The following is a 23147-nucleotide window of genomic DNA, read 5'->3' as shown; positions in this document are numbered from 1 at the left end:
AATGTCGGGAAAATCCACAAACTGGCAACCTATCCGCCACTACTGACCCGCAAATCGTCCATTTAGGAGCAAAACTTGCCCGGGTTTTACGCGGGGTCTCATCGAAAAACCTCCGGCTTGTCTCTTCCTGCTGGGTTTTGCATACCGCCACAGCATGAAGCTCCGGATCTTCTCTCGCCTGCTTGCCCTCGGTTTGCTCGCCGCGACCTCGCCCTTGCTTTCCTCCTGCGGCTCCGTCGGCGGCGGGAACCACCAAGTCGTCAATGTCCCCGGTCTCCACGACTTCGGGGTCCGCCTGCGCGAAGCCGCAAATTCTTACCGCCGCGCCAATGGCAAGAGCACCTTGGGCCGCCATGCCGGTCTCGAGGAAATGGCCCGGCAGCATGCCGAGGCCATGGCCCGCAGCGGTGTCATGAGCCACGACGGTGCCGCCACCCGCTATGCCAAGGCCTCCGCCACTTACCAGATCCACAGCACCGCCGAGAACGTCATGCGCTGGCCTGTCCAGCGCGGCCGCGACCCGCAGGCCATGCTGCAAAGCTGGATCAATTCCTCCGGCCATCGCCGCAGCCTTCTCGACTCCGCCTACTCTGTCACTGGCCTCGGCATCGCCCAAAACGAGCAGGGCAACATCTGGGTGACCCAGATGTTCGGCTCAAAACCCGGCACTGGCCAAGGAGCTCCGGGCGTGGGCCGCGCTTGGTGACTTCGCGCACCGCGTCGCCCTCAATCCTGCCCCAAAAACCGAAACTCCCCGTCAGCCAGATCCAGGGTCCCGAACTGCGACGAATCGAATTCCAGCCCCAGCTGCAGCTTGCCTTTCCTTGGGGCTCCAGGCTGCGACTTCCCAAAATAAAAGATGATCGGATGCTTCACCCGGTAGGGCTTCAGCTTCGCATCCTCAAAGGGATTCACCGCCCACAGCTTCTCACCCTTGGGATTGGTCGCCGTGATCGTCCGGCGGTCCTTGGCCACTTCGTAGATGATTCCGGTAGTCGTGTCGGTTACCCGGATCGGATAGACCGCATGGCGGAAATGCATCTGCCGGCGCTGTAGACGATCTTTCTCGGAATCGCCTCGCTGGACTGCCGCCTGATCATCCCGGATCGCGCTTTCGCGTCCGGGGTAGTAGTCCGGCAGATCCTTCATCTCCGGCACCTTCTCTGGCTCCACGTAGCTCACCTTGAAGCGTTCCGTCGACGCTTCCTTCAAGTCGAAGGCATGCGCGCGAAGGCCGGACGCGATCAACAAGGCGGATAGGATCGAGCGAATCTTCATTCCGTCGAGACACCGGCCTGGGCAAATCCTTGGAAACTTTCCGACCCTGACTGGAGGACGAAGCGGGAACTTACGGCAAGCTGCCGCTTTTCACCGTGATCATCTTCGCCGGATCGAGCCGCCGCTTCACCACTTCGTTTACTTGCTCCAGGGTCAGCGCCGATACCTGCGCCGGGTAATCATCCAGCCAGCTCAGCGGCAGGCCACGGCGCACCGTCGCCAGCAGCGCTCCCGCCACATTCGTCGTCGTCGCCAGGCCCACCCGGTGCCGACCAATCAGCACACTCTTCCGATACGCCAGCTCAGCGGGAGTCAGCCCGCCATCGTGCCATTTTTCCAGCTCGCGCCGGACCGACTTCAATCCTTCCTCCACCAACTGCGGCGCGAAGGTCGACTCGATTTCCCAGGCTCCGTCCACCGTTGTGTCTCCCCACATCCCGGCCTCGAGTCCATAGGTCAGCCCCTCCGCATCGCGCACCGTGCTGAGCAGGCGGCTCGTGAAGCCCTGCCCGAGCACCGCCGTCGCCAGCGATAGCGGCAGCACGTCGGGATCGCGGAAATTCAGTCCAACCGGCTGTCCCAGCAAGACACTTGCGCTCTCCTTGCCCGGCACCGCCACCTTCACATCCAGCGCGCTGCCGAGCGCAGGTGCGACTGCCGCCGTCGCATGCGGCAGGCCGCCACTCCAACCTTGGAAAGCCTTCTCAACCTCGGCTTGGCAGGCTGCAGGCTCAACATCTCCGACCACCACCAGCGTCGCTGCCGCGGGGCCGAACCACTTCTTGTGGAATGCCTCCAATTCGCCACGCTGGATCTTCTTCAGCGCCGCGATCGTCTCATCGGTGGTCGCGTCGCGATTCGGATGTCCCGCCGGGAAAGCCGCCCGGCTGAAGGCGATCGCCGCCTGCGCCGAGGTGTCGGAGCGAGTCTGCGCCGTGTCCGCCAGCAATTGAGTCCGCTCCTTCGCGATCTCTTCCTTCTTGAAGGCCGGTGTGCGCAGTTGCTCGCCCAGCAGTGAAATCACCAGCGGCAGATCCTTCTTCAGGCAGCGCGCCGAGAAATTCAGATTACCGTCCGCGGCGGTGAACTCCATCGTCGCGCCCACAGCATCCAGCATCGCGGTGATGGCATCGGAATCGTGCATGGTCGTGCCCTTGTCGAGCAGGCGCGCGGTGAAGGCCGCCAGGGCCTCTTCGCCCGGAGCACCGCAGGGGAAGCCACCGCTGATGGTGACAACCTCCTTCACGCCCGTCGGGCAGACTAACAGATCGAGTCCGCCGCTGCGCCCCCGGCTGACCCGCGGCGCGATCTTCGCCACCTCCATCGGTGGGGCAGGGGCAATCTCCGGAAGAATCAAATCCGCTTGCTGCTGCAAGGGAGTCGCCGAGATCTGCGGCGCGGCCTCACCGGCCTCATTCTTCTTGCCTTCTTCCTCCTTCTCTTTCTTCGGCACATACCAGCCGGTGGTGCTGCGCTCCTTCACCAGCCACTTCTTCGCCACCCGCTGCACATCGGCCGCGGTCACCGCCTCCAGCGTTTCCTGTTCGCGCAGATAGAGCGTCCAGTCGCCCACGGAAATGCAGTTCGAGAGATCGTTGGACATCGCCTGCGAGCCATCGCGTGCAAAGGCCTGCTCTGCCTTGAGACGCGCAATTGCCATCTTCACCTCCTTGTCGCTCACGCCTCCCGCGATCAGCTTGTCCAGCACCTCGTGGATCTTGCGTTCCACTGTGGCAGGATCGCTGTCCGGCGTGATCTCGGCGGAGACCGTCAGCAGCGAAGGATCGCGCGTGAACTCGGAATAGGCGCTCACATCGGTGGTCAGCCCCTCATCGGTCAGCGTCTTGTATAAGCGGCTGCCCTTGCCATTGCAGAGCAAGTCGCAGAGCACCGTCAGCGCCGGATAGTCCGCATCGCGGCCGGTCGGCGATTTGAATGCGATGCTCACGACACCCAGTTCACCCGGTCGCTTGACCATCACCCGCCGTGGTCCGGTTTGCTCGGGCTCTTCGGTATAGACCTCGGGGATCGCATGGGGCGCTTTCGGGATCACTGCATACTTCTCTGCGATCAACTTCAGCACGCTGTCCGCTTCGAAGTCACCGACCACCGAGATCGTCGCGTTGTCCGGCCAATAGTAGGTATCGTAAAAAGCCTTCAGCTTCTCGATCGGCACCTTCTCCACATCACTGCGCCAGCCAAGCACGCTGTGCCGGTAAGGGTGGGCGAGGTAAGCGGTCGCCCACAATTCGGTGGTCAGTGCGGTCTCGGGATCGTTCTCCGCTCGCTCGAATTCATTCCGTACCACCGTCATCTCCGGCCGCCGGTCCTCCTCGCGCAGCCGCAGGTTGCGCATCCGGTCGGCCTCCAGTTCCACCACCACCGGCAGGTCCTGCGGACCCAGGGTGCAGAAGTAATTCGTGCGATCCAGCCAAGTGGTCGCGTTCAGTTCCGCGCCGGTGCTTTCCAGCAGTTGGTCGTAGCCATTGCCCGCCTCCTTGTTGTGCTTGGCCGTGCCCTTGAACATCAGATGCTCAAGCAAGTGCGTCGCACCGGTCGTGCCATAGCTCTCGTTCCGCGAGCCGATCCGGAAGGTCGTCATGTAAGTGACCACCGGCGCCGACTTCTCAGGCATCAGCAGCGCTGTGAGCCCGTTGGCATCCAGCCGGTATTCGGTGATCCCGCCCAGCGAACGGATCTCCTTGAAGCCTCCGATTTCGGCATGCGCCGGTGACAAGGAAATGGCGATGACCAAGAACGGCAAGGCGCGCTGCTGCATGCGCAGAGCTTGGGAGATGACAGCAGCGGCGGCGAGTCCGGAGTCCAGGCGTTTGAATCTTTGCCGAATTCTTGTTGCCTGCCCCTTGTGGCACCCGGGTTTCTGCATAGACTAGCCGCGCATGCCGGAAAAGAATCGTGTTGCCATCATCGGAGCCGGCCCTGGCGGCCTGACGGCAGGGATGATCTTGGCCCGCCGGGGCTTCGACGTGACGATCTATGAAAAGCACGACCGGGTAGGCGGCAGGAACGCAGAACTCGCTTTCGACGGCTACTCCTTCGATACCGGGCCGACCTTCCTACACCAGAAGTTTACCCTTGATGAGGCGTTTGAGGAGGCAGGGCGGCATTCCGAGGACTATTTGGATTTCCGGCAGCTCGACCCGATGACCCGCCTTTCTTGGGGTGAGACATCAATCGAAACGAGCTCCGACCCGGTCCGAATGGCGGAAAACATCGAGCGGGTCTTCCCCGGAAATGCCGATGGCTTCCGGCGCTTCATGGCGGACCACGCCCGCAAGATGAGGACGATCTACCCTTGCCTTCAGCGGCCCTACCACAAGCTGAGCGCCTACCTTAGCAGCACCTTGCTCAAGGCACTCCCCTACGTTGCCACGAGGGATTCGGTCGTGGACGTGCTAGACCGCTATTTTACCGATGACCGGCTGAAGCTGGCCTTCACCTTCCAAGCGAAGTATCTGGGCATGTCGCCTTGGAACTGCCCGGCCCTCTTCAGCATCCTATCCTACACCGAATACAAGTTCGGCATTTATCACGTGCAAGGCGGTCTGTGCCGGATCTCGCAAGCGATGGCCAAGGTCTTCGAGGAACACGGCGGCAAGCTTCGCTTGGGCGCGCCCGTGAAAGAACTCCGTTTCAGCGGAAACCGCGTGACTGGACTGGTCTTGGAAGACGGCGAGAGAGTCGAGTGCGACGACGCGATCACGAATGCCGACTACGCCCATGCTGCGACTTCGCTCATGGGTGAACGTACCGTGCCGAAGGCCAATCTGGAGCGCAAGAAATTCTCCTGCTCGACTTTCATGCTCTATCTCGGGCTCGACCGGATCTATGCGGATCAAGCGCACCATCACGTGATGTTCGCTGATGACTATCACCGCAACGTCCTGGAGATCCAAGGCGAGCGGGAGGTTTCGAAGGACATGTCCATTTACGTCCGTAATTCCTCGGCCCTGGATCCTCATGTTGCTCCAGCGGGAAAGTCCGGCATTTACGTACTGGTCCCCACCATCAATACACGCCACGGCCTCGACTGGAACTCCTACGGCCCGGAATACCGCGAAATGGTCTTGGACCGCATCGAGCAAAGGACCGCTCTCAAAAATCTCCGGCGGCACATTGTCGCCGAGCGGATGATCACGCCCGCCTCCTGGCGGGATGGGCTGGATGTCTTCATGGGCGCGACCTTCAATCTTGCCCACACCCTCGACCAGATGCTCTACCTGCGTCCGCATAACCGCATGCGCGGCTACGAGAACCTCTATCTTGTCGGTGGCGGCACTCACCCCGGCAGCGGCCTGCCCACGATCTATGAAAGCGGCCGCATCTCATCGAATCTCATTTGCGATGAGCGTGGAGTGGCATACCAAAAAGCTGATCTGGTCAGCGCGCTGCTCTAACGGCTTTTCCCAGGAGTCGGTCGATGCGGCCCCGGTTGTAGCGCTGGATCGCAATGCAGGGAAGATTCGCGACGGCGAATGCCCCAGCCATCACCCAATCAGCCCAGACAGGATTCCAAAGAAAGAACACCGGAATGAATAGCAGCGCTGTCCAGTGGCACGATTCTCCACGAATCGTCTCGGCCCGAAACCGGCGCAAGTAGTTCCAACTACTGCCTTCGGTCAGCGCCGCCTTGCCAAAGCCACCGCTGAACCAACTTGCGCCATCCGGCACCAGATCCTTCCAACGCTTGATTAGCAGCGCCCGCTCGTAGAAGCGCGGCAACGAATTGCCATTTCGGGGAGCCCGCTCGAACCACGCTGCCGGAAGACGCGTGAAAACCCAAGCGATGCCGAGCTGCAGCACCGGAAAACCGGCCGCGTTCAGGACTGTAACCCAAGCTGTTGGAAGCTCATGCATGCAGGCTGCGACCCTTCCATGTAGCCTTTTTGCCAGCAGGCCCCAGCGACCGGACGAACACGACCAGATAGAACAGCAGCACGATCGGATAGAATAGTCCGGCTAGCGGCGAAAAGTTCCCGATCCGCCGTAGCATCACGACGCACTGCAGTGCGAATGCGAGATAAACCAGCCAACCCCACGACACCACGAAGGGTGCGACGATCCCGAGGATCAGCCCGCCGATCCAAGCCGATATCAGCACCAGCGTTGGTAAGGGCGTCGCGGCAGCTCCGCTGGCGAAGCCCTTGGTCCAGCCCTCGATCAAAGAAGCAATCCCGTCGGGATACATGCGGAACGAAATCATCCCTCTTCCTGCCACGCTGTATGTCTTCACCCCTGCGGCGCGGAAACGGCTCGCGATCTTCACGTTTTCGAGAATCTCCGCTCTGACAGTGTAGTAACCACCCGCCCTGTGGTAGCTCTCCCCATCCACCAACAGGCACTGGCCGAAGAGTCCGAGCGGCGCAGTGCTGCCGACCATGATCAAGTTAAAGAAGGCGGAGAGATTTTCGTAGATCCGCTCGACCGAATGATAAGGGCAGACTGCAAATGCCCCGCCGGGATAGCGGCTGAGAATCACATCCAAGCCGCCCTCCTCAAAGCGGCAATCGGCGTCCACGAACAGCAGCAGTCGCCCCTCCGCCGCATCGGCTCCCTGCGCGCAAGCCCACGACTTGCCGCGCCAATCGGACGGCAAGGGTCGAGAAGGAATCACGCGCGCCCCGAAGGAAGCCGCGATCTCTGCCGTGCCATCATCCGAATCATCATCGACCACGATCACCTCGCGCGGCTGCACGCCTTGGGCCGCGATCGACTTCAGCAGGCGGGGCAAGTTAGCGGCCTCATTCCGCGCGGGAATGATAATCGAGACCTCCCGGGTCATGCCGCGACCACCCGCCCCCGCAAGCGGAATCGCCAGGCGCGCCAACAATCGTAGCGATGCCAGCCACTGCACGACACCCACGCCCGCTATGATCCACTCTTGTCCCATGCCACGATCTTGTTAGCCACGTTCTGCCCGCACTGCACCACCATCGGCATCCCGCCACCGGGATTCACGGAGCCGCCGACGAAAAAGAGATTCGGATACTTCGTGCTCTGCTTCGGGGCCTTGAAGGCGAAGTTCTTGAAGCGGTCCGAAACTACTCCGTAGATCGAGCCTTTGTTCGAGTTATACTGCTCGCGGATGTCCAACGGAGTCCACATGTGCTCGACCACCACGCGCTTGCGGAGATCGTGCAGACCCATTCGCTCCAGCTTGTTCAGCACGCGCTCCTTGAAGACCTCGTAATCAGCGCGGGTGAGGGGATGCTCATCATCGATATACGGAATGTGCGGCAGGATCTTGAGCGTATCACATCCGGGCGGCGCAACCGTAGGGTCCGTTCGAGAGGCGGCCACCAGGTAAATCGTGGGATCCTGCGGTAGTTCGCGCTTCTTGAAGACGCTGCGGAAGTGATTCTTCTGATCACTGGAGAAGAAGAAGTTGTGATGCGCGAGCTGAGGATAGGTCCTATCCAGCCCTAGATCCAGAATCAGCCCGGAGCACGCCGGCTCATACTTCGCCAGATCCTTCATGAAGCTCTCGTCTTCGCCTAACAGTTGCTGATAAGCGGGGATAACCTCCACATTCGATACCACGATATCCGCCGGATGGAAGGCTCCGTCCCCGGTGACGATTCCTTTGACGGTCGCTCCTTCACGCAAGATCTCGGCCGCCGGGCTATTCAGGTTCACCTTGATCCCCAGCTCATCCATAAGCCGCCCGAGCCCCTCGGCGATTCCATACATGCCTCCGTCCACATACCACAGGTCGTAGCGGAACTGGATCGCCGGCAAGCAGTTCATAAAGGCCGGCGCGCTGTAGGCGGAGGAGCCGACATACTTGATGAAGTAGTCGAAGATGTCCCGCATCTTGGGCGACTTCAGGTAGCGCGCCACGCCGCTGTGCATGGTCCGGAAGAAGTCGAACTTCGGAAACTGGAAGAAGCCGTAGTGCCGCGAGAAATCCTTCGCGGTATCGAGCCCCTTCTCAAAGTAGCCGTCATTTATCAGATCGAAGAGCTGATAGGAATACTCCAGGAAGCGCTCAACCGCCGCCGGATCCTCCCCGACCTTGCGGGCCTCCGCCGCCATCACCTGCGGATCTGGATGCAGGTCGATCGCCTCGCCGTCCTCAAAGAAATTCCGCCAATGCGGTCGCACCGTCCGGATCGGAATGTAGTCCGCCATTTTCTTCCCGGAGCGCTCGAAAAGCCGCTCGAAGATGTGCGGCAGCGTCAGGATCGAGGGGCCGAGGTCAAAGGTGTAGCCGCCCGTCTTCAGCATGTTCAGCTTCCCCCCGATCTGCCCGTTCTTCTCGTGGATGCTCACACGATAGCCCGCTTGGACCAGCGAGACGGCCGCCGAGATCCCGCCCAAACCGGCACCGAGAACGATTACTTGCTTGCTCATGGGGAGGTCGTCGGGGGCATTTGGCGGCGACTATCGCCCGACTTCAGCTTTTTGCTAGAGATTCCCGGCAGGCCGCCGAAGGTCCGGCATTGATGGCGATTTCCCAGATTCTCGAAACGCAGCGGGCTTGGCTGGCATCAGGCAAGTCCCGCGCCCTGAAGGACCGCCGGGACACACTGCGGGCCTTCGCCGCGGCCATGGATCGTCATGAAGCAGAGCTACTAGACGCGCTCCGTGCCGACCTCAGGAAATCGCCCCTGGAAGCCTACACCTCGGAGATCCGCATGGTGCGGGACGAACTGTTCCATGTCCTGCGGCATCTCAAAGGCTGGATGAAGCCGCAGCGCCGCCCGGTGCCGCTTTTGGCTTGGCCGGGGAGGGCCAAAGTGATCCGTGAACCTTGCGGATCGGTATTGATCATCGGACCATGGAACTACCCGGTCCATCTCATGCTCACGCCTTTGGTGGGGGCTCTCGGCGCGGGGAACACCGCCGTGCTCAAGCCTTCCGAACTCGCGCCGGAGACCAGTGCCGCGCTCACTCGCTTGATCGCGGACGCCTTCGATCCAGCCCAAGTCGCGGTGGTCGAGGGTGGTGCAGAGATCGGCGAATCGCTGGCGAGCGAGCCCTTCGATCATATCTTCTTCACCGGCGGGATCGCGACCGGCAGGAAAATCCTCACGGCGGCCGCGGACAAACTGGTTCCCGTCACCCTTGAGCTGGGCGGGAAATGTCCCGCCTTGATCTTTCCGGGCCCGGGTGAGCGCGAACGGCTCTTGGGACAGATGGATGTGATCGCGAGGCGGCTCGCCTGGGGCAAATATCTGAACGCCGGACAGACCTGCGTCGCACCGGACTACGTGATGGTCGAGCAAAGCCTTCACGAGCCGCTCGTCGCGGCGCTCGCCAAGGCATTCGAATCGTTCGGGGTAGGAGAACTGGGCAAGATCGTGAACCGTCGACACTTCGATCGGGTCCTGCGCTTCCTCGCGGATGGCAGGATCGCACACGGCGGCAAACACGACCCTGAGACGCTCACCATCGAGCCTACCATCCTTCTGGACCTTCCGCCGGATTCTCCGTCCCTTCAGGAAGAGATCTTCGGTCCCATCCTGCCGGTGGTTGCTTGCGCGAATCTGGACCAAGCATTGGAGCAGTTCCACAGCCAGCCTCCGCCCTTGGCCATCTACGCCTTCACTTCCGACGAAGCCGTCCGCGCGAAGATCGTTTCAGACACGGTCTCCGGCGGCGTGTGCTTCAATGACACCGTAGTCCACATCGCCAGTCCGGCGCTGCCCTTCGGCGGGGTCGGGGCCAGCGGCATGGGCCGCTATCGCGGGAAAGCCAGCTTCGACACTTTCACCCGCGAAAGAGTCGTGATGAGCCGCCACTTGTGGCCGGATTTGAAGTTCCGCTACCCGCCCGCCACAGCCACCGTGGAAAGGCTCCGCAACTTCTTTCGCTTCATCGAGCGGCATTGATCCTCGGACACCTCCGAATCGCACAATCCTCAATCAATCGAATGGCTCGACGATCCCTTCCTCCACCGGCGGTGCCGGCTCCAGCAACCCGAGATCCACCAAGAACTGGTCCGCGGCCTTGATGCTGACCTCGTAGTAGAGCTCGGAGACGTTGAAGTTGAAGAAGGTGTGGTCCGCGTTCTCGAAGTCCACGAGCTCGATCTTATTGCGCCGCCAGCGCATCGACTTGATGAATTTCTCCACCAGCGCGAAGGGTGCCACGCGGTCCTTCTTGCCGTGGAAAAGCATCATCGGCATCGCTTTGCGCCGCACCGCCTTCAGCGGGCTCAGGCGCTTGGCCGTCGAGGTATCCGGGAAGCGCTCGATCATCGCCCGCGTGGTCGTGTCCAGCAGCGAGGCAAAGAGCAGCAGAGCGGCAGGGGAATAGACCGGCGGTAGCTCATCCTTCTGCAGCTTTGGCAAGGTCATCGCCAGGGCTAGGAAGGCACCGCCGAGCGCACCCGCCAGAACCACCTTGGATGGATCCACACCGAAGTGATGCTCGTAGCTCTTCAGCCACGCGAGGAAGGCCTTCAGGTCAGCCAGAGCCTCCATCGGGCCGGTCCGGTGGGTCGAGAAGACCCGCGTCTCCAGCGTCGCCGTCACCGCGCCGCGCTCGGCGAAGTAGAGGCAATGCGGCACGAACTGCGTCGGCATCGCGGTATCCCACAGGCCGCCGTGCAAGAAAATGATCAGCGGCCGCTTGTCGCCCGGCTCGAAATTCGGCGGCGCGAAGAAATGCGCGTGGAGAGGCCCCTCGGGGGTCTCGGAATAGGGGAAGGTGGTGGCCGACTTCAGCAGTTCCCGCTGCCGGGCTTGGCCGATCAGCGGGGTTCGGTTGAGCAGACTCATCGAGGGGAACGAAGCGAAGCGAAAGGGAAGGTAGTCAAAGTCCGGAACCGGCCGGCGTGCGAAAAGAATTGTTATGTCCGGCCCGCACTTGTCCAATGCATTCCGTCGATGACGCGCTTCCTGACCGCCTTTGTGCTTTTTGCCTCCGCAATTCTGGCCCGCGGCCAAGCCCCGGCGGCACCGGATACCGGCCGGACTTTGGTAAGCACCTACAGTGCCTGGCGCACCGCCATGGTCCGCAAGGACGTGGCCGCTTGGCAAAACTGGACCGCCCCCAGCCGCCAGTTGGAGCTCCGCAATCGGATCCTCTCGGAGAAGCGCCCTTATCCCGGCTGGGTTTTTGAGGTTCCCGCCCCGCCGCCAGCCTTGGACGGGCTGAAGATGATTCACCTCTCGGTGAAGGGTCCGACCGCCAAGGCCGCCTTTTACGGGAAGATCAATTTCGGTGTCGGCGGTAATCCGACCGAAAACATCCTGGTCGTGTCATTCGTGAATTCCGACGGCTGGAAATATGACCGGGCTGACTTCGTCAATCTTGCGGCCCTGCCCGAAGTCCGGGGCGAGATCGCGGCCGGTAACATGAAGTACGTCAATGAGACGCCCGACTTCCAGGCGACTGGCTCAGCTCCGCTGACCCCGCGGCCGGTGAATCCCGCCAAATACATCGCCCAAGTCTACGTCTTCTGCCCGGGCCGCGAGGTGAAGGTGAACGTCAACAACACCAGCCAGCACCGCTTCGCCAACGCCAAGGAGGCGGAGATCGTCATCGGCGGTGCCTTGGACGGCTTGAACTCGGTCAACTATACCGTCCGCAAGCTCGAAGGCGGCACTGGCAAGGAGGCCATGACCATCCGCGTCTACCTGATGTCCGAGATCCAGGGCACCAAGCCGATCAAAGCCTTTGAATACCAAGTCCAGGAAGGCGGCGTCGCCCAAGCCTCCGGCAAGGGCACCTTCACCCTGGATCCCGCCACCGCCGCCAAGCTCCTCCCGCCCGCCGGGCGCTGAGTTCTCCGATTGGGCGTGAGGCTTTGTAAGCCGCTACGCTATGCTGGCAGACAGGTAAGGCGGACGTGGCCTTGAAGCGTAATCTCGTGCTCAGCCATCCCCGTGATGGCTGCTGCAAGGTGAGCGGGATCCGGTAAGATAAGATTGGGAGCTTGCGCCTCCTTCGCAGCCACTCGCCCCCCGCCGCGCTTTGTCTCAATCCTTGGCGCCCGTTTTTGTCCGGGCCTAACCGGGAAAACTTTTTCTTCTTCCGTTAGGCACCTGCTTAAAACCCCTCTACTTAAGGGAGTTATTCACAAGACACTTGAGGATCAAGGGTGTTCAAAAATTGGAGACGGATTTTCTTGTTAAGATAGCCGGAATTCTTACTATTCCTCAAAGGTCAATCCGTCTAACGGGATTTGACCGGTCGGAAGAGTTCCATGAAAAGCCCCGGCGTCGATCCGCAGAATTACCAGACCAGCACCGGCGTTCGGGCCGGGTTCGCCCTTTCTCAGGGGCGGGCGAGGGGGTCTGGGAAGCTGCGTTCGGCACCCGGGGGCCGCTTCCGAGCTGCCCTTTCCAGAGATCGCCAACTCAGCGCTCCGTTTCTCCCGGAGTGGCCTGCCGGACCCCACGTGCCGTCGCGCCACGAGTTGCGTTTCGCCTGCCCCCTGCGGTCCCGAGAGGGAGCCGCAACAAGTGAAACCGCACACCAGCCAAACGCAGATGAACCTTTTGGTCGCCGCCAAAACACTCAGACAATCAGCCGCTAGCGCCGCCGCCCTCTTTGCCATGACGGCGGGGCTTCTCGCCGCCGCCAATGAATCCGTCACCTTCGCTTGGAACGCCAATCCCGAGACGAACATCGCGGGCTACCGCCTGCGCTACGGCACCACCAGCGGAGCCTATCCCTACACCGTTGATGCGGGGAAAAACCTCAGCGCCACCGCCACCGGCCTGAATGGCGGGACGACCTATTACTTCGCCCTGGTGGCCTACAATACCACCGGCCAAACCAGCCCGTTGTCCTCGGAGCTGAGCGTTGTCACGCCTGGCAGCCCGAATACCGCCCCGGTCGCCGACGCGCTGACCCTGAATACCTCGGAGGATACGGACGTTGCCGCGACCTTGAGTGGCAGCGACGCCGATGCGGATTCCCTGAGCTACAGGATCGTCAGCAATCCCGGCAAGGGCACCTTGATCGGCACCGCGCCGAATCTGACCTATCGCCCGAGCGCCAATGCCAACGGCAGCGATAGCTTCAGTTACCAGGTGAGCGACGGCATTGCCACCTCGGCCACGGTTTCGGTCAGTATCTCGATCACTCCGGTGGCGGACACGCCAATCGCGAATTCCACCTCTGTCACCACCAATGAGGATGCCAACGTGGCGGTGAATCTTTCCGCTTCCGATCCAGACGGCGGCACTCTGACCTACACGCTCCTGAGCGCACCCGCCAAAGGCAGTCTGAGCGGCACGCCGCCGAACCTGACTTTTATTCCCGGTCCCAATCTCAACGGCAGCGATAGCTTCACCTTCAAGGTAGGCAATGGCGGCGCCGAATCGGGGACCGCGACGGTCAGCATTAATATCACCCCGGTGAACGATGCGCCCGTGGCCAACGCGCAATCCGTATCCACACTGGAGGATACGCCGCTGCCGATCAGCGTGAGCGGCAGCGATGTGGAAGGCAGCGCGCTCACCTACAACGTGGTCACTGCCCCGGGGAAGGGCAGCCTGAGCGGTACCCTGCCGAACGTCATTTACACGCCTTCGGCCAATGCCAACGGCAGCGATAGCTTCGTCTTCCGGGTGAATGACGGCAGCACCAATTCCGCCAACGCCACCGTCAGCATCAATATCACCCCGGTGAACGATGCTCCCGTGGCCAACGCACAGTCCGTGAGCACCAGCGTGAACAATACCGTGCCGGTCACGCTCTCCGCCACCGATGTGGATGGCAACCCGTTGACCTATACGATCCTCTCCAATCCCGCGAACGGCACACTCTCCGGCAGCGGTGCCAGCCGGACTTATACTCCCACCAGCGGCTATATCGGCAGCGATAGCTTCACCTTCAAGGTGAACGACGGAACCGTCGATTCAGGAGTTGCCACCGTCAGCATCACGGTGACCCAGGCCAACGCAGTCCCGACCGCTCTAGCCCAATCGGTGAGCACCGCCGAGGACACCGCCAAGGCGATCGTGCTCAGCGGCAGTGACCCGGAGGGCGCCAGCTTGAGCTACTCGGTGATTGCGAATCCAACGAAGGGCACCCTCTCGGGCAGCGGTGCGAATCGCACCTATACTCCCCAAGCGAACTTCAACGGCACTGACAGTTTCACTTTCCGCGTTAGCGATGGCTCGCTCTTTTCGACGACTGCCACGGTCTCGATCACCGTCACGCCAGTCAATGACGCGCCGGTAGCGGCGGCCGCCTCCTACTCGATTCAGGGCAACACAGCTCTTCCCATCACGCTTGCGGGCGGCGATGTGGATGGCGACGCATTGACCTACTCCGTGGTCAGCAACCCGGCCCATGGCACGCTCTCCGGCAGCGGTGCCAGTCTGATTTACACGCCTGCCACCGGCTACACGGGCGGCGATAGCTTCAGCTTCCGCGCGAACGATGGCTCGCTGAATTCCGCATCCGCCACCGTTAGCATCAACGTGTTGGCAGCGGCGAATATCAAGCCACAGGCCCAATCCAAGAAGGTCGCCGTCATGAAGGGCAAACCGATCAGCATCCAGATGGTCGGCTGGGACCCGGAGTCGGCGCCCCTTGCTTACCGGGTAACCAACGGTCCCGCAAACGGGACACTTACTGGCACCGCTCCCAACGTCGTCTACAAGCCCAAAGCCAAGTTTGCGGGCACAGATACCTTCCAGTTTGTCACTTCCGACGGTGTCTCGGATTCCGCGCCAGCGACCGTGACAGTGGTGGTGAAGAATACCAATGCCCGGCCGACCGCCGTCTCCAAATCCGTGGTGGTGAACATGAATTCCGCCGGTGCCGTCCCCTTGGAAGGCACGGACGCCGATGGCGATTCGCTCCAGTTCATCGTGGTGACTCAGCCCAAGAACGGGACTCTATCCGGCATTGGGATGGGTTCGAATTACACCCCCAAGGCCGGCTTCAAGGGCAAGGACAGCTTCCAGTATGTTGTGACTGATGGCATCATTCGTTCGCTGCCAGCCACGGCCTCGATCTCGGTCGTGAATCCGAATAACCGCGCTCCGGTGGCGATATCGCGGGTGATCACGTCGGACATCAACAAGCCGGTTGCGGTGATGCTCGGTGGCACGGATGCCGATTCCGATTCGCTGACCTATCGCCTGCTCGCCAAACCAGCCGTCGGCAAGCTGGCAGGCAAGATTCCGAACTTCACCTACAAGCCGAAGAAGGGCTTTGTCGGCACGGTCACCCTCAGCTTCGTGGCGAATGACGGCAGCGTGGATTCTGCTGCGGGCATCATCACGATCAACGTGGTGAATCCGGCCGCGACTGCTACGCGCTCGCTCACGGCACGTTCGGTCAGCGGCGGACCGATGGACTTGCCGGTCCTCAGCCTTCAAGCGGATCCCGTGCGTCCGAACGGTTTACTCCTGCACGCCAGCGGCGCGGCCGGCGGCATCTTCCATCTCGAGAGTTCGTTCAATCTCCACGACTGGCTGGATCAAGGCGAGGTCATGATCGAAGCTGACGGCACCACCACCGTGGAGATGACGATCCCGGCCGGATCGCAGCAAGGCTTCTACCGTCTCCGCACGCCCTGAGTTTGGAAAGACGGCGGAGCGGTCGACCCGCTCCGCCAAGCTTTTGAACTCACCTGACGAAGTCATCCTCCGTATACATCTTCCGGTCCGGACCGGCGGAGTGGATCTCAGTCTTATAGGCACTGAGCTGGTGGAAGAACCAAGGTGTGCCCCAAGGATCGCATAGCTCGCCCTTGTCGTTCAAGGTGGAGCCTGCGGGGATTTCGAGCTTCACCTGCTTGGCATTGTCGCCCAAGAGAGCCGCCGTGATCTCGGCGTTGGTGCCCACCGGGTTACCCTTGAGAGCGGTGCCGTAGTCGCGGAGTGTGAAGCCGAGGTTGTCGATCGCGGCTTGGACCTTTTGGCGGTCCTCCGTTGAGAGCAGGAGTTCGCTTGCTGGTGGAGTTTCGGCGGCGGGTCGCGGACCGGTGGATGAGGGTAGGGGATCCGGAACGCGGTCCTCTGGAGGGGAGGAAAAAGGGGGCTCCGACCGGGTCTTTTCGGGGACAAACCGGGCCTTTTCAGCCCATGGCTGCCAGACGGCAAGGACCAGGGCGAAGACGATCAGCAGGGTGGCAGCGATGATTTTCAAGCGCCGCACACTCAGGTGTTCATGAAGCCGAGGTCCGGATTCGCAAAGCGTCCGAGGTTCGGGAAGACCACCGGCAGGTGCGCGGAGTCGACGCCAAACCACTTCGCAAGCGTGGCGCTGTATTCGTCCACACTGGTGGTCGGAATCCAGCGGCCGGTGCTGGTGTCGTCCGGACCATTGACCTGGAGGACCGGGAAGGTGCCGTAGGTGCGCTTGCCGCGGAGGGCGCCGCTAGTCGGATTGCCATTGCCGCCGAAGAGGATGTGGTGGCTGCCCCAGCCGTGGTCACTGCCCTGGCCATTGGTCGGGAAGGTGCGGCCGAAGTCGGAAGCAGTGAAGCCGACCACGCTGTTCTGCAAGGCGGCTCCGCCGAGTTGGTTCATCGCGGCACTCAGGGCCTCGATGCCGCGGCTGAGTTGCGAGAGCAGTCCCGCGTGAGTGCCGGTCAGCGGGTCGTCATTCACACCGACCTGCGAGGTGTGGGTGTCGTAGCTGCCGAAGGTGACGAAGAAGATCTGGCGCTTGATCTTGAGCGTATCGCGGGCGGCGATGATGCGGGCGACCATCTTCATCTGGTCGCCGAAACTGCCAGCCGGGAAGGCGGTGGTAAAGTAGTTGGCGGCCGCCGTGGGTGCGATCGCACTGTTGAGCAATGCGCCCGTGGCCATCGCGTCGTCGATGATCGTGCCGAAGGCTCCGGCCTGGAGATTGTGCTGCGGATTCTGGGCGATCGCGCGGATCGTATTCTCGCGGTTCTTGGTGGATGAACCCGCCGCACCACCGGTACCGGCCATGGTCACCGCGCCGCTGGTGGAGACGTGGTATTGCTGGATCGTCGCGCCGACCTCGAAGGTATTCGCACCAGCGATGCTGGTGCAGAGGGCGATCTTGGCACGCTCCGCCGGATCGTTGAGCAACTGGTCCTGCATCGGGTGCAGGTAATCGGCGATACGGCCACCCCAGCCATTGCGCGGCGGTTGATCGGGTAGCGAGGTTTGCCAGTGGGTGACTTGGTCGGAGTGGGAGAAGAGCTGTGGCGGCAGGGCGATGGTCTTCTTCTGATACTGGATGCGGGTGGTCGGGAAGAGCAGGGGGCCGACGTTGAACATCACCGCCGCCTTGCCGGCATCGAACATGTTCGCGAGACCTTGGCAGGAGGGATGGAAACCGTAGTCATTGCCATCGCTGTTCATCGGGCTGATGGGCAGCAGATTGGCGAGCGGGATGGTCAGGTTCTGGCGGATTGAGGCATAGTTCGCATGCGCTTCCGGATTGCGCGGGACGATCAGGTTGTTGCTGTCGTTGCCGCCGGACATGAAGACGCAGATCAGCGCCTTGTAGTCGGGGAAGGCAAAGGGGCCATTACCTTGGGCGAGCGCGGCATTGATGAGGCGGAAGTCCCGCAAGGTGCTAGTGACTCCCAGTCCGATGGCGGCCTTCCCAAAATCCGTGAGGAATGAGCGGCGGGTGCGGAGGTATTTCGCGCGGTCCTGATCGATGGTGGACATGACGTGAGGGTGATTTGAGTTCAGCGTTGGATCGCGAGCTCGGGGGACACGGCGATGAGGTGAAGGATGCCACGGACGCGTTCGCGGCGTTGAGCGTCGGTGGGAGTGGCAGCGGTGTAGGCGATGTTCGACGTGTTCGAGACGAAGCCGTAAATCTGGTCCTCCATTGTCTGGCTCATTTGGCCGGCCATCAGGATCTTGGAGAACTCTTGGATCAGCGGGCGGAGGTTGCCGTCGTTGGTCCAGTAGTCCCCGGGAGTGGCGGTGCGCAGCCCGATCCAGGTGCCGAAGTGCATGGCAATGTCGCCCTCGCCTCTGCGGAATGTATTGAATCCGCTGCTGCTGCCGGTGTTCACGTCGGTGCCGCTGGAATAGATGCCGCCGAACATGAAGTTCGCCTGGCGCAGCACGTTGGTGTCCGAGCTGATCTGGAACTCCGGGGTGATCAGGCCGTTGGCGGCGAGGGTGCCGGGGAACTGGTAGTCGGGCTCGTAGAAGTTGAAGACGGTACTGGCGCGCAGCGGGGTTTGGCCGAGATCGGTATCCGTGCCATTCACCCCCCAGTTCGCGAAGCCGGTCGTGGCGATGTCGGCAGCCGTACCGCCGCGACTCAGGACCGGGGCGAGGGGAGCGGCGTGAAAGGTGCCGACGACGCCATCCAGGATCGACTGGGTTCCGCTGTCAGGCTTGAGGGTTACCCGCGGCGGCTGGGCATTGGGCACCGAGGTCACGGTGTAGGTGCCAGCAGGAGGCACGGGATCACCCGGGGTTTCCGGGGTGAATTGGATCTGCACCTTGTCGTCTACGGCGAGTGCCGGCTGCGTGGTGAAGTAGGCGGTGAGCGTGGTGGTCGCCGGATCGGTGGCGGCGGTGTAGGTCTGGGTGAAGGTGCCACTCAGCCATGCTGTGTCGTGATCGCCCGAGCGGGTGGCGGAATCGGCCGCGGTAATGGTGAAGTGGGTGGTGTTCGGAACCGTGGCCACCGGGTAGACGCCGTTCACCAAAACTCCGGCCCCGCCGGTGCGGAAGCGGATGTAAACCGGCTCGCCGACCGTGAAGGGATGAGCCGCTGGCGTGGTGACCGTGATCACATTGCCCGACTGGGCCCAAGTGCTGCGGTACACGTCCTTGGCGCGGACGCTGAAGGCAGTAGCCGTGGGAGCGAAAGTGCCACTCAGGCTATAACTACCATCGGTGCTCAAAGCGGAGGGACCGGAGAAGGCGAGATCCAGGGTCTGGCCGCTCGCCATTCCATGCAGCACCGGGCTGGTATTCACGGTGATGACGCCACCGTCCTGGCTATAGGTGCCGGTCAGGCTGGTGGCCGGGCGGAAGGCGCGGGCGAACTGGGTCACGCGGATCACCGGCTCGCGCTGCTTGCCATAGCCGGTGGCGCCGGCAGCGATGGCGGAGCGGGCCTCGTAGTCGAGCAGGATCGCCTTGATCACCGTCTTCATGTCCCCACGGACGCCGGAGCCATTGTCATTGAACTTGCTCACCACACGGTAGATGTAGCCGCGGCTCGGGGTGGAGGTCACAAGGCGCTGGATCAACTGGCGGCAGAGGAAGGGGCCGAAGTTCGGATGGTTGAAGATCTGGTCATGCACTGCGGCGAGTTCCTGCGCAGGCAATCCCTGGAAGGCCGGATCCGCTTGAGCCGCCGCGCTCGGGGATGCATTGGGATCAAGCGGGGCACCGCCGGCAGTGGTAAGACCGGGCAGGACCACATTATTCAGGATGCGCTTCCTGCCGGTGAAGTGACGGCTGGGCACTTCGCGCATGGGATCAACCCAATTCGCGCCAGCCCCGAAGCCGGTGCGATAGGCACCCGCGTAGTTGTAGTCCCAGCCGGTGAAAACGTGGGCCATGCCGATGATGTCGTCCTGGCCATAGGTGGGGATCGGCACGCCCTTCGAGTTCAAGATCAGTGAGCCGTCGGGGTGCACCCGGTAGAGTCCGAGCGAGAAGAGCTGGAGGATTTCACGGGCGTAATTCTCATTCGGGATGCGTCCGGCTGTTAGGCTCGGCTTGTCGTTGCGGAGCATGTCGAGATAGCGGCCCATCGCGGGATGGAGGGTCACTGCTTCGAGCAGGCTGCGGGCATTGCCGAAGGCGTTTTCCAGTAGCGTATCGTAGTAATCGGAAAGGGCATCCGCACGGTCATCGAGCGGGCCATTTTCAGAAACCACCATGATCTCGCTCAGCGCAAAGGCCACCCGCTGGCGGAGCTGGTCGTCCGCCGTGATCGAGTTCTTCCACCAGGAATTGAAGGTGTAGTCGCCGACGAGATCGCGAGTGATCGGATCGTTCGCCACGCGCAACTGCTCGACGTAGGGCAGGTGCTTGGTCGCGGGCTTGGCGAACTCGGCATTGATCCACGCATCGAAGGATGCGGCGCCCTGCAGTGCGGTGATGTCAGCGCTGGATGCGCCGAAGGTCGCTTGCTGGAGCATGCGTGCGGCGCCACTCGCCGAGGTATTGGCAGCCGCCGATTCGGTGGTCCAATCCGGCGGCGCAGGTGGTGCCGTGAAGGACGAGGAGCCATTGAGGGGCTTGAAGAACCCTTTGATCTCGCCGTTCTGATACATCACGCTGTGGACGTTCAGGTAGGCGTATTGGGAAAGTCCGTCGGCGATCTGTTCGGCGGTGAGCGAGGCAACATCGACGATGTGCCAGACGCGGGTGCCATCCGCCAGAATCTCCACGCCGGGCTCGTCCAGGTCGAAGACAATGTTCGAAGTAGAGGGCAAGCGCGTGTCGTGCACATGCATGGCGAAGAAGTCGGAGCCTAGGCCGGTGTAGTTCGGAGTGACCCAAGCGGTCTTCTTGTCCGTGGAAAGCCTCAGCAGACAGGACCCATAGGCATTGGTCACGGCACCGGGCTGCGGCGTGAGGGAGGTGAAGTAGAGCGTGCCGTCATTGGAGGTGCCCAAGGCAACATCCTCATATTTGGTCAGCAGGTGACCGGGAATGATGGTGGGCGTGCTGCCTTCCGCTTGGTCGGGACGCACCCAGCCAAGAGCAAGGTGGTCATCGCCCGTGCCTTCCTTGTGGCGGAGCTCCACGTAGTAGCGCTTGCCCGCTTCGAGGCGCAGCAGCGGAGACGGTGCAGCACCACTCCAATCCGCGGCGGTCACGGGCGTGGTCAACTCGGCGCGCTTCCACGCATTCACCGGCTCCTCGTCATCGGAGAGGTAGAACTCGGCGGCTTCGTCGGCACGCAGGTAGAACTTGTAGTCACCGGCGAGCGGCGCGGTGATGAAGCCGCGGATGCGGACTCCGTAATTATCACCGGCATTCGACGGAGCCTGGAGGGAGGTGAGGACGGTAGAAGTTCCCGTGGGAGAGGTGGCCAGTGGGATCTGCGAGACGGAGTTGCCGCTCACGCCGGTCCAGAGCTCGCGGGTAATACCGCCGCTGGTGCCGAGAACGGTTAGATCGAGGAAAGCGGAGCCGGAACCATAGGCATTCGTCGCGGTGAGCAGGATGTGCCATGTGCCGGGTGTCGTGAGTGTGCCGCTGATCAAACCATTCGAACCAAGTGTGAGCTCGGCCGGAAGATTGCTGGCCGCGTAGGAAGTTGGGCTCCCGCTGGCGTTGATCTGATATTGAAAGCCGACGGGATCACCGACGAAGGCAAGGGCCTCGTAGGGACCGAGGATGCGCGGCGCAGTATTCGGAAACATCCGCGTCGTCGGGATCGGCTGCTTGGGCTGGCTCTGCGAGGCCCAGGACAAGATGGCAACGTGGCCACCGGTGTTCTGGTAGTGCTCAATGACGATCGGATAGCGCTTGCCGGCCTCAAGTGACACGACGGCCGAAATTTCGCCCTGGGCATTCGCGACGCGATTCGGCCACTCATCCCAAAGTGCAAAGGCATTTGCAGGGACGGGCTTGGCGGGCCAGCGGTTCCAGAGCACCTGGCCATTCAGCATCACCCGCGAGCTCTCGTTCGCATTGAAGTAGATGGTGTAGGCCTGCGAGAATTCCGGCGCGATCTCACCGGTCCAGCGGCTGGAGAAATAGTTCGAAGTGGTGCCACTGGTGATGGGTGGCCCGGGCCAAGCGGCGACGGTGTTGTTGTAGTTCACCGTCGCATCGACGCGCGAAATGGTCGGGGCCGCTTCGGGAGCCGTTGGCGGAACGGTCGTGGGGGCTGGCGGCAAGTAAGGCCGCTCGGCGATATTCTCCGGATGCTTCCAGAAAAGAGCGGCGAGGCCGGTGCCATTGGCCTGCACCCGATCATGGATTAGCACCGAGGCACTCGTGGTGCTGCCAAGGGTGTAGGTGGGCCCGGAGCCGACGCTCATGGTCACCGATTCATCCGACTCCGCGAGCGAGTCAGCCAAGGGATTGACGCTGACGAGCAGCTCCCTGGTTCCCATCGGGATCACCAAGGTCGATGGGATTGCCTGGTAGTCGCCGGCGCTGGCGGTGCCAGCGGTGGAGAGATTCACCACTACGCGGCCAATGCCAGCGCGGCGCTTGATCTTGAAGCTCGCATTATCCGCGAGGACGATCCCGGTGGGATTAGTGGGCGGCTCTGTCGCATCTTCATCCTCGACGCCGATGGAGACGATGGGGGTGGACTGGAGTCCTGCGGTCAGGCGTTCCAGTTCGGTGCCGCCGCAATGGCAGTCCGCACAATTGCAGTCCTCACCGCAACCGCAGGAGGTCTGGTGATCGACGAGAGGATCAAAGCCGGCTGCGATTTCTTCCCAGTCGGTGAGGCCGTCATTGTCGGTATCCACGTCCGCGGCGATTACGCGATAGAAGGCCCCGCTGGCGGTTGGCAGCGGAGTGCTCACCTCCAAAGTCGTCCCTGTGCCGGAGTAAATTCCGGGAATCGGCTGCCAGCTTGCCGGGGTGCCGGGAGTGGAGGTGATCTGGAGTTGGTAGCGCTTGCCAGCCTGCGACGGCCAACTCAGGACCAGGTTGGCACCTGCGGCGTGGATCTCTTTAACTGCAAAGATATCTTCGGCGGAAAAGGGATCGGTTCCCGCTTCGCACTCCTCGAGATTGGTCCGGCCATCATGGTCGTCATCAGCACCAGGCGTGAGGACGGCGGGCTTGTATTTGGCCTCCCAGACATCTCCGAGACCATTGGTATCGAGGTCGAGATCGGCGCGTGCAGATACGAGGAGGCTAAGGCAGGACGCGGCGAGACAGAGCGTGCGTTTCATTGGCGGCTGGTTGGCGAGACCGATCCGCGGGGAGTATGCCTGAGTGAGGAACTCTCAGGCATCGGAACGAGGAAGAACGCGGCATTGCATGCCA

14 protein-coding genes are annotated in these 23147 nt (G+C 62.0%); 5 read left to right on the top strand and 9 right to left on the bottom strand.

Annotated features, from left to right (window positions below; all coding sequences use genetic code 11):
* Positions 1-154: 154 nt before the first annotated feature.
* Positions 155-706 carry a CAP domain-containing protein gene (locus BV071_RS02030; protein WP_035601350.1) on the top strand — a complete coding sequence of 184 codons (552 nt, stop codon included), beginning with the start codon at positions 155-157 and terminating at the stop codon, positions 704-706.
* Positions 707-726: 20 nt separating this feature from the next.
* On the opposite strand, the gene BV071_RS02025 is transcribed toward BV071_RS02030, so the two are convergent.
* Complete coding sequence (locus BV071_RS02025; protein WP_035601348.1) at positions 727-1278, bottom strand: hypothetical protein; 552 nt, start codon at positions 1276-1278, stop codon at positions 727-729.
* A gap of 70 nt (positions 1279-1348) precedes the next feature.
* The gene (locus BV071_RS34150; RefSeq protein ID WP_075090822.1) at positions 1349-4057 is read right to left on the bottom strand and encodes a pitrilysin family protein; all 2709 of its coding nucleotides are present in this window, start codon (positions 4055-4057) and stop codon (positions 1349-1351) included.
* Between the two features lie 121 nt (positions 4058-4178).
* Between BV071_RS34150 and crtI (BV071_RS02015) the strand changes: the two genes are divergently transcribed.
* Positions 4179-5696, top strand: coding sequence for a phytoene desaturase family protein (crtI, locus tag BV071_RS02015; protein ID WP_035601346.1), 1518 nt, complete (start codon positions 4179-4181; stop codon positions 5694-5696).
* Here the strand turns inward: crtI (BV071_RS02015) and BV071_RS02010 are convergent.
* The 3 genes from BV071_RS02010 to crtI (BV071_RS02000) are packed head-to-tail and all read right to left on the bottom strand — an operon-like array spanning position 5680 to position 8652.
* The gene (locus tag BV071_RS02010; protein ID WP_265593959.1) at positions 5680-6102 is read right to left on the bottom strand and encodes a hypothetical protein; all 423 of its coding nucleotides are present in this window, start codon (positions 6100-6102) and stop codon (positions 5680-5682) included. The genes crtI (BV071_RS02015) and BV071_RS02010 overlap by 17 nt on opposite strands.
* A 46-nt stretch (positions 6103-6148) precedes the next feature.
* Complete coding sequence (locus tag BV071_RS02005; protein WP_081885727.1) at positions 6149-7189, bottom strand: glycosyltransferase; 1041 nt, start codon at positions 7187-7189, stop codon at positions 6149-6151.
* Entirely contained in the window at positions 7168-8652 is a 1485-nt protein-coding gene (gene crtI / locus BV071_RS02000) for a phytoene desaturase family protein (protein WP_035601343.1), read from the bottom strand. The genes BV071_RS02005 and crtI (BV071_RS02000) overlap by 22 nt, the downstream gene beginning before the upstream one ends.
* 92 nt (positions 8653-8744) lie before the next feature.
* Here crtI (BV071_RS02000) and BV071_RS01995 point away from each other — a divergent pair, with 92 nt between their 5' ends.
* The gene (locus tag BV071_RS01995; RefSeq protein ID WP_035601341.1) at positions 8745-10133 is read left to right on the top strand and encodes an aldehyde dehydrogenase family protein; all 1389 of its coding nucleotides are present in this window, start codon (positions 8745-8747) and stop codon (positions 10131-10133) included.
* A 33-nt stretch (positions 10134-10166) separates the two neighbouring features.
* Here the strand turns inward: BV071_RS01995 and BV071_RS01990 are convergent, their stop codons facing one another.
* Entirely contained in the window at positions 10167-11024 is an 858-nt protein-coding gene (locus BV071_RS01990; RefSeq protein ID WP_035601339.1) for a prolyl oligopeptidase family serine peptidase, read from the bottom strand.
* A gap of 108 nt (positions 11025-11132) precedes the next feature.
* Here BV071_RS01990 and BV071_RS01985 point away from each other — a divergent pair, with 108 nt between their 5' ends.
* Both BV071_RS01985 and BV071_RS01980 read left to right on the top strand, forming a co-directional pair.
* Positions 11133-12032, top strand: coding sequence for a hypothetical protein (locus tag BV071_RS01985; protein ID WP_035601337.1), 900 nt, complete (start codon positions 11133-11135; stop codon positions 12030-12032).
* 774 nt (positions 12033-12806) lie between these two features.
* Entirely contained in the window at positions 12807-15791 is a 2985-nt protein-coding gene (locus tag BV071_RS01980; protein ID WP_265593958.1) for an Ig-like domain-containing protein, read from the top strand.
* Between the two features lie 49 nt (positions 15792-15840).
* Here the strand turns inward: BV071_RS01980 and BV071_RS01975 are convergent, their stop codons facing one another.
* From BV071_RS01975 to BV071_RS32335, 3 genes are read right to left on the bottom strand one after another with little or no spacing between them, the layout of a single operon-like run.
* A complete protein-coding gene (locus BV071_RS01975; protein WP_265593957.1) occupies positions 15841-16362 on the bottom strand; it encodes a hypothetical protein in 522 nt (173 codons plus the stop codon).
* An 11-nt stretch (positions 16363-16373) separates the two neighbouring features.
* Positions 16374-17870: a DUF1501 domain-containing protein gene (locus tag BV071_RS01970; RefSeq protein ID WP_052572762.1), complete on the bottom strand. Its 1497-nt coding sequence runs from the start codon at positions 17868-17870 to the stop codon at positions 16374-16376.
* 20 nt (positions 17871-17890) lie between these two features.
* A complete protein-coding gene (locus BV071_RS32335) occupies positions 17891-23053 on the bottom strand; it encodes a DUF1800 family protein (RefSeq protein WP_052572761.1) in 5163 nt (1720 codons plus the stop codon).
* Positions 23054-23147: the final 94 nt, after the last annotated feature.

The organism is Haloferula sp. BvORR071, assembly GCF_000739615.1.
Classification (GTDB): Bacteria; Verrucomicrobiota; Verrucomicrobiia; order Verrucomicrobiales; family Akkermansiaceae; genus Haloferula.
The sequence above is the reverse complement of the archived record's forward strand: the minus strand, read 5'-3'. Positions and strand labels throughout refer to the sequence as shown.

Coding starts and splice junctions, on each gene's coding strand:
- BV071_RS02030 (WP_035601350.1), top strand. CDS start 155: ATGAAGCTCCGGATCTTCTCTCGCCTGCTTGCCCTCGGTTTGCTCGCC.
- BV071_RS02025 (WP_035601348.1), bottom strand. CDS start 1,278: ATGAAGATTCGCTCGATCCTATCCGCCTTGTTGATCGCGTCCGGCCTT.
- BV071_RS34150 (WP_075090822.1), bottom strand. CDS start 4,057: ATGCAGCAGCGCGCCTTGCCGTTCTTGGTCATCGCCATTTCCTTGTCA.
- crtI (WP_035601346.1), top strand. CDS start 4,179: ATGCCGGAAAAGAATCGTGTTGCCATCATCGGAGCCGGCCCTGGCGGC.
- BV071_RS02005 (WP_081885727.1), bottom strand. CDS start 7,189: ATGGGACAAGAGTGGATCATAGCGGGCGTGGGTGTCGTGCAGTGGCTG.
- crtI (WP_035601343.1), bottom strand. CDS start 8,652: ATGAGCAAGCAAGTAATCGTTCTCGGTGCCGGTTTGGGCGGGATCTCG.
- BV071_RS01995 (WP_035601341.1), top strand. CDS start 8,745: ATGGCGATTTCCCAGATTCTCGAAACGCAGCGGGCTTGGCTGGCATCA.
- BV071_RS01990 (WP_035601339.1), bottom strand. CDS start 11,024: ATGAGTCTGCTCAACCGAACCCCGCTGATCGGCCAAGCCCGGCAGCGG.
- BV071_RS01985 (WP_035601337.1), top strand. CDS start 11,133: ATGACGCGCTTCCTGACCGCCTTTGTGCTTTTTGCCTCCGCAATTCTG.
- BV071_RS01980 (WP_265593958.1), top strand. CDS start 12,807: ATGACGGCGGGGCTTCTCGCCGCCGCCAATGAATCCGTCACCTTCGCT.
- BV071_RS01970 (WP_052572762.1), bottom strand. CDS start 17,870: ATGTCCACCATCGATCAGGACCGCGCGAAATACCTCCGCACCCGCCGC.
- BV071_RS32335 (WP_052572761.1), bottom strand. CDS start 23,053: ATGAAACGCACGCTCTGTCTCGCCGCGTCCTGCCTTAGCCTCCTCGTA.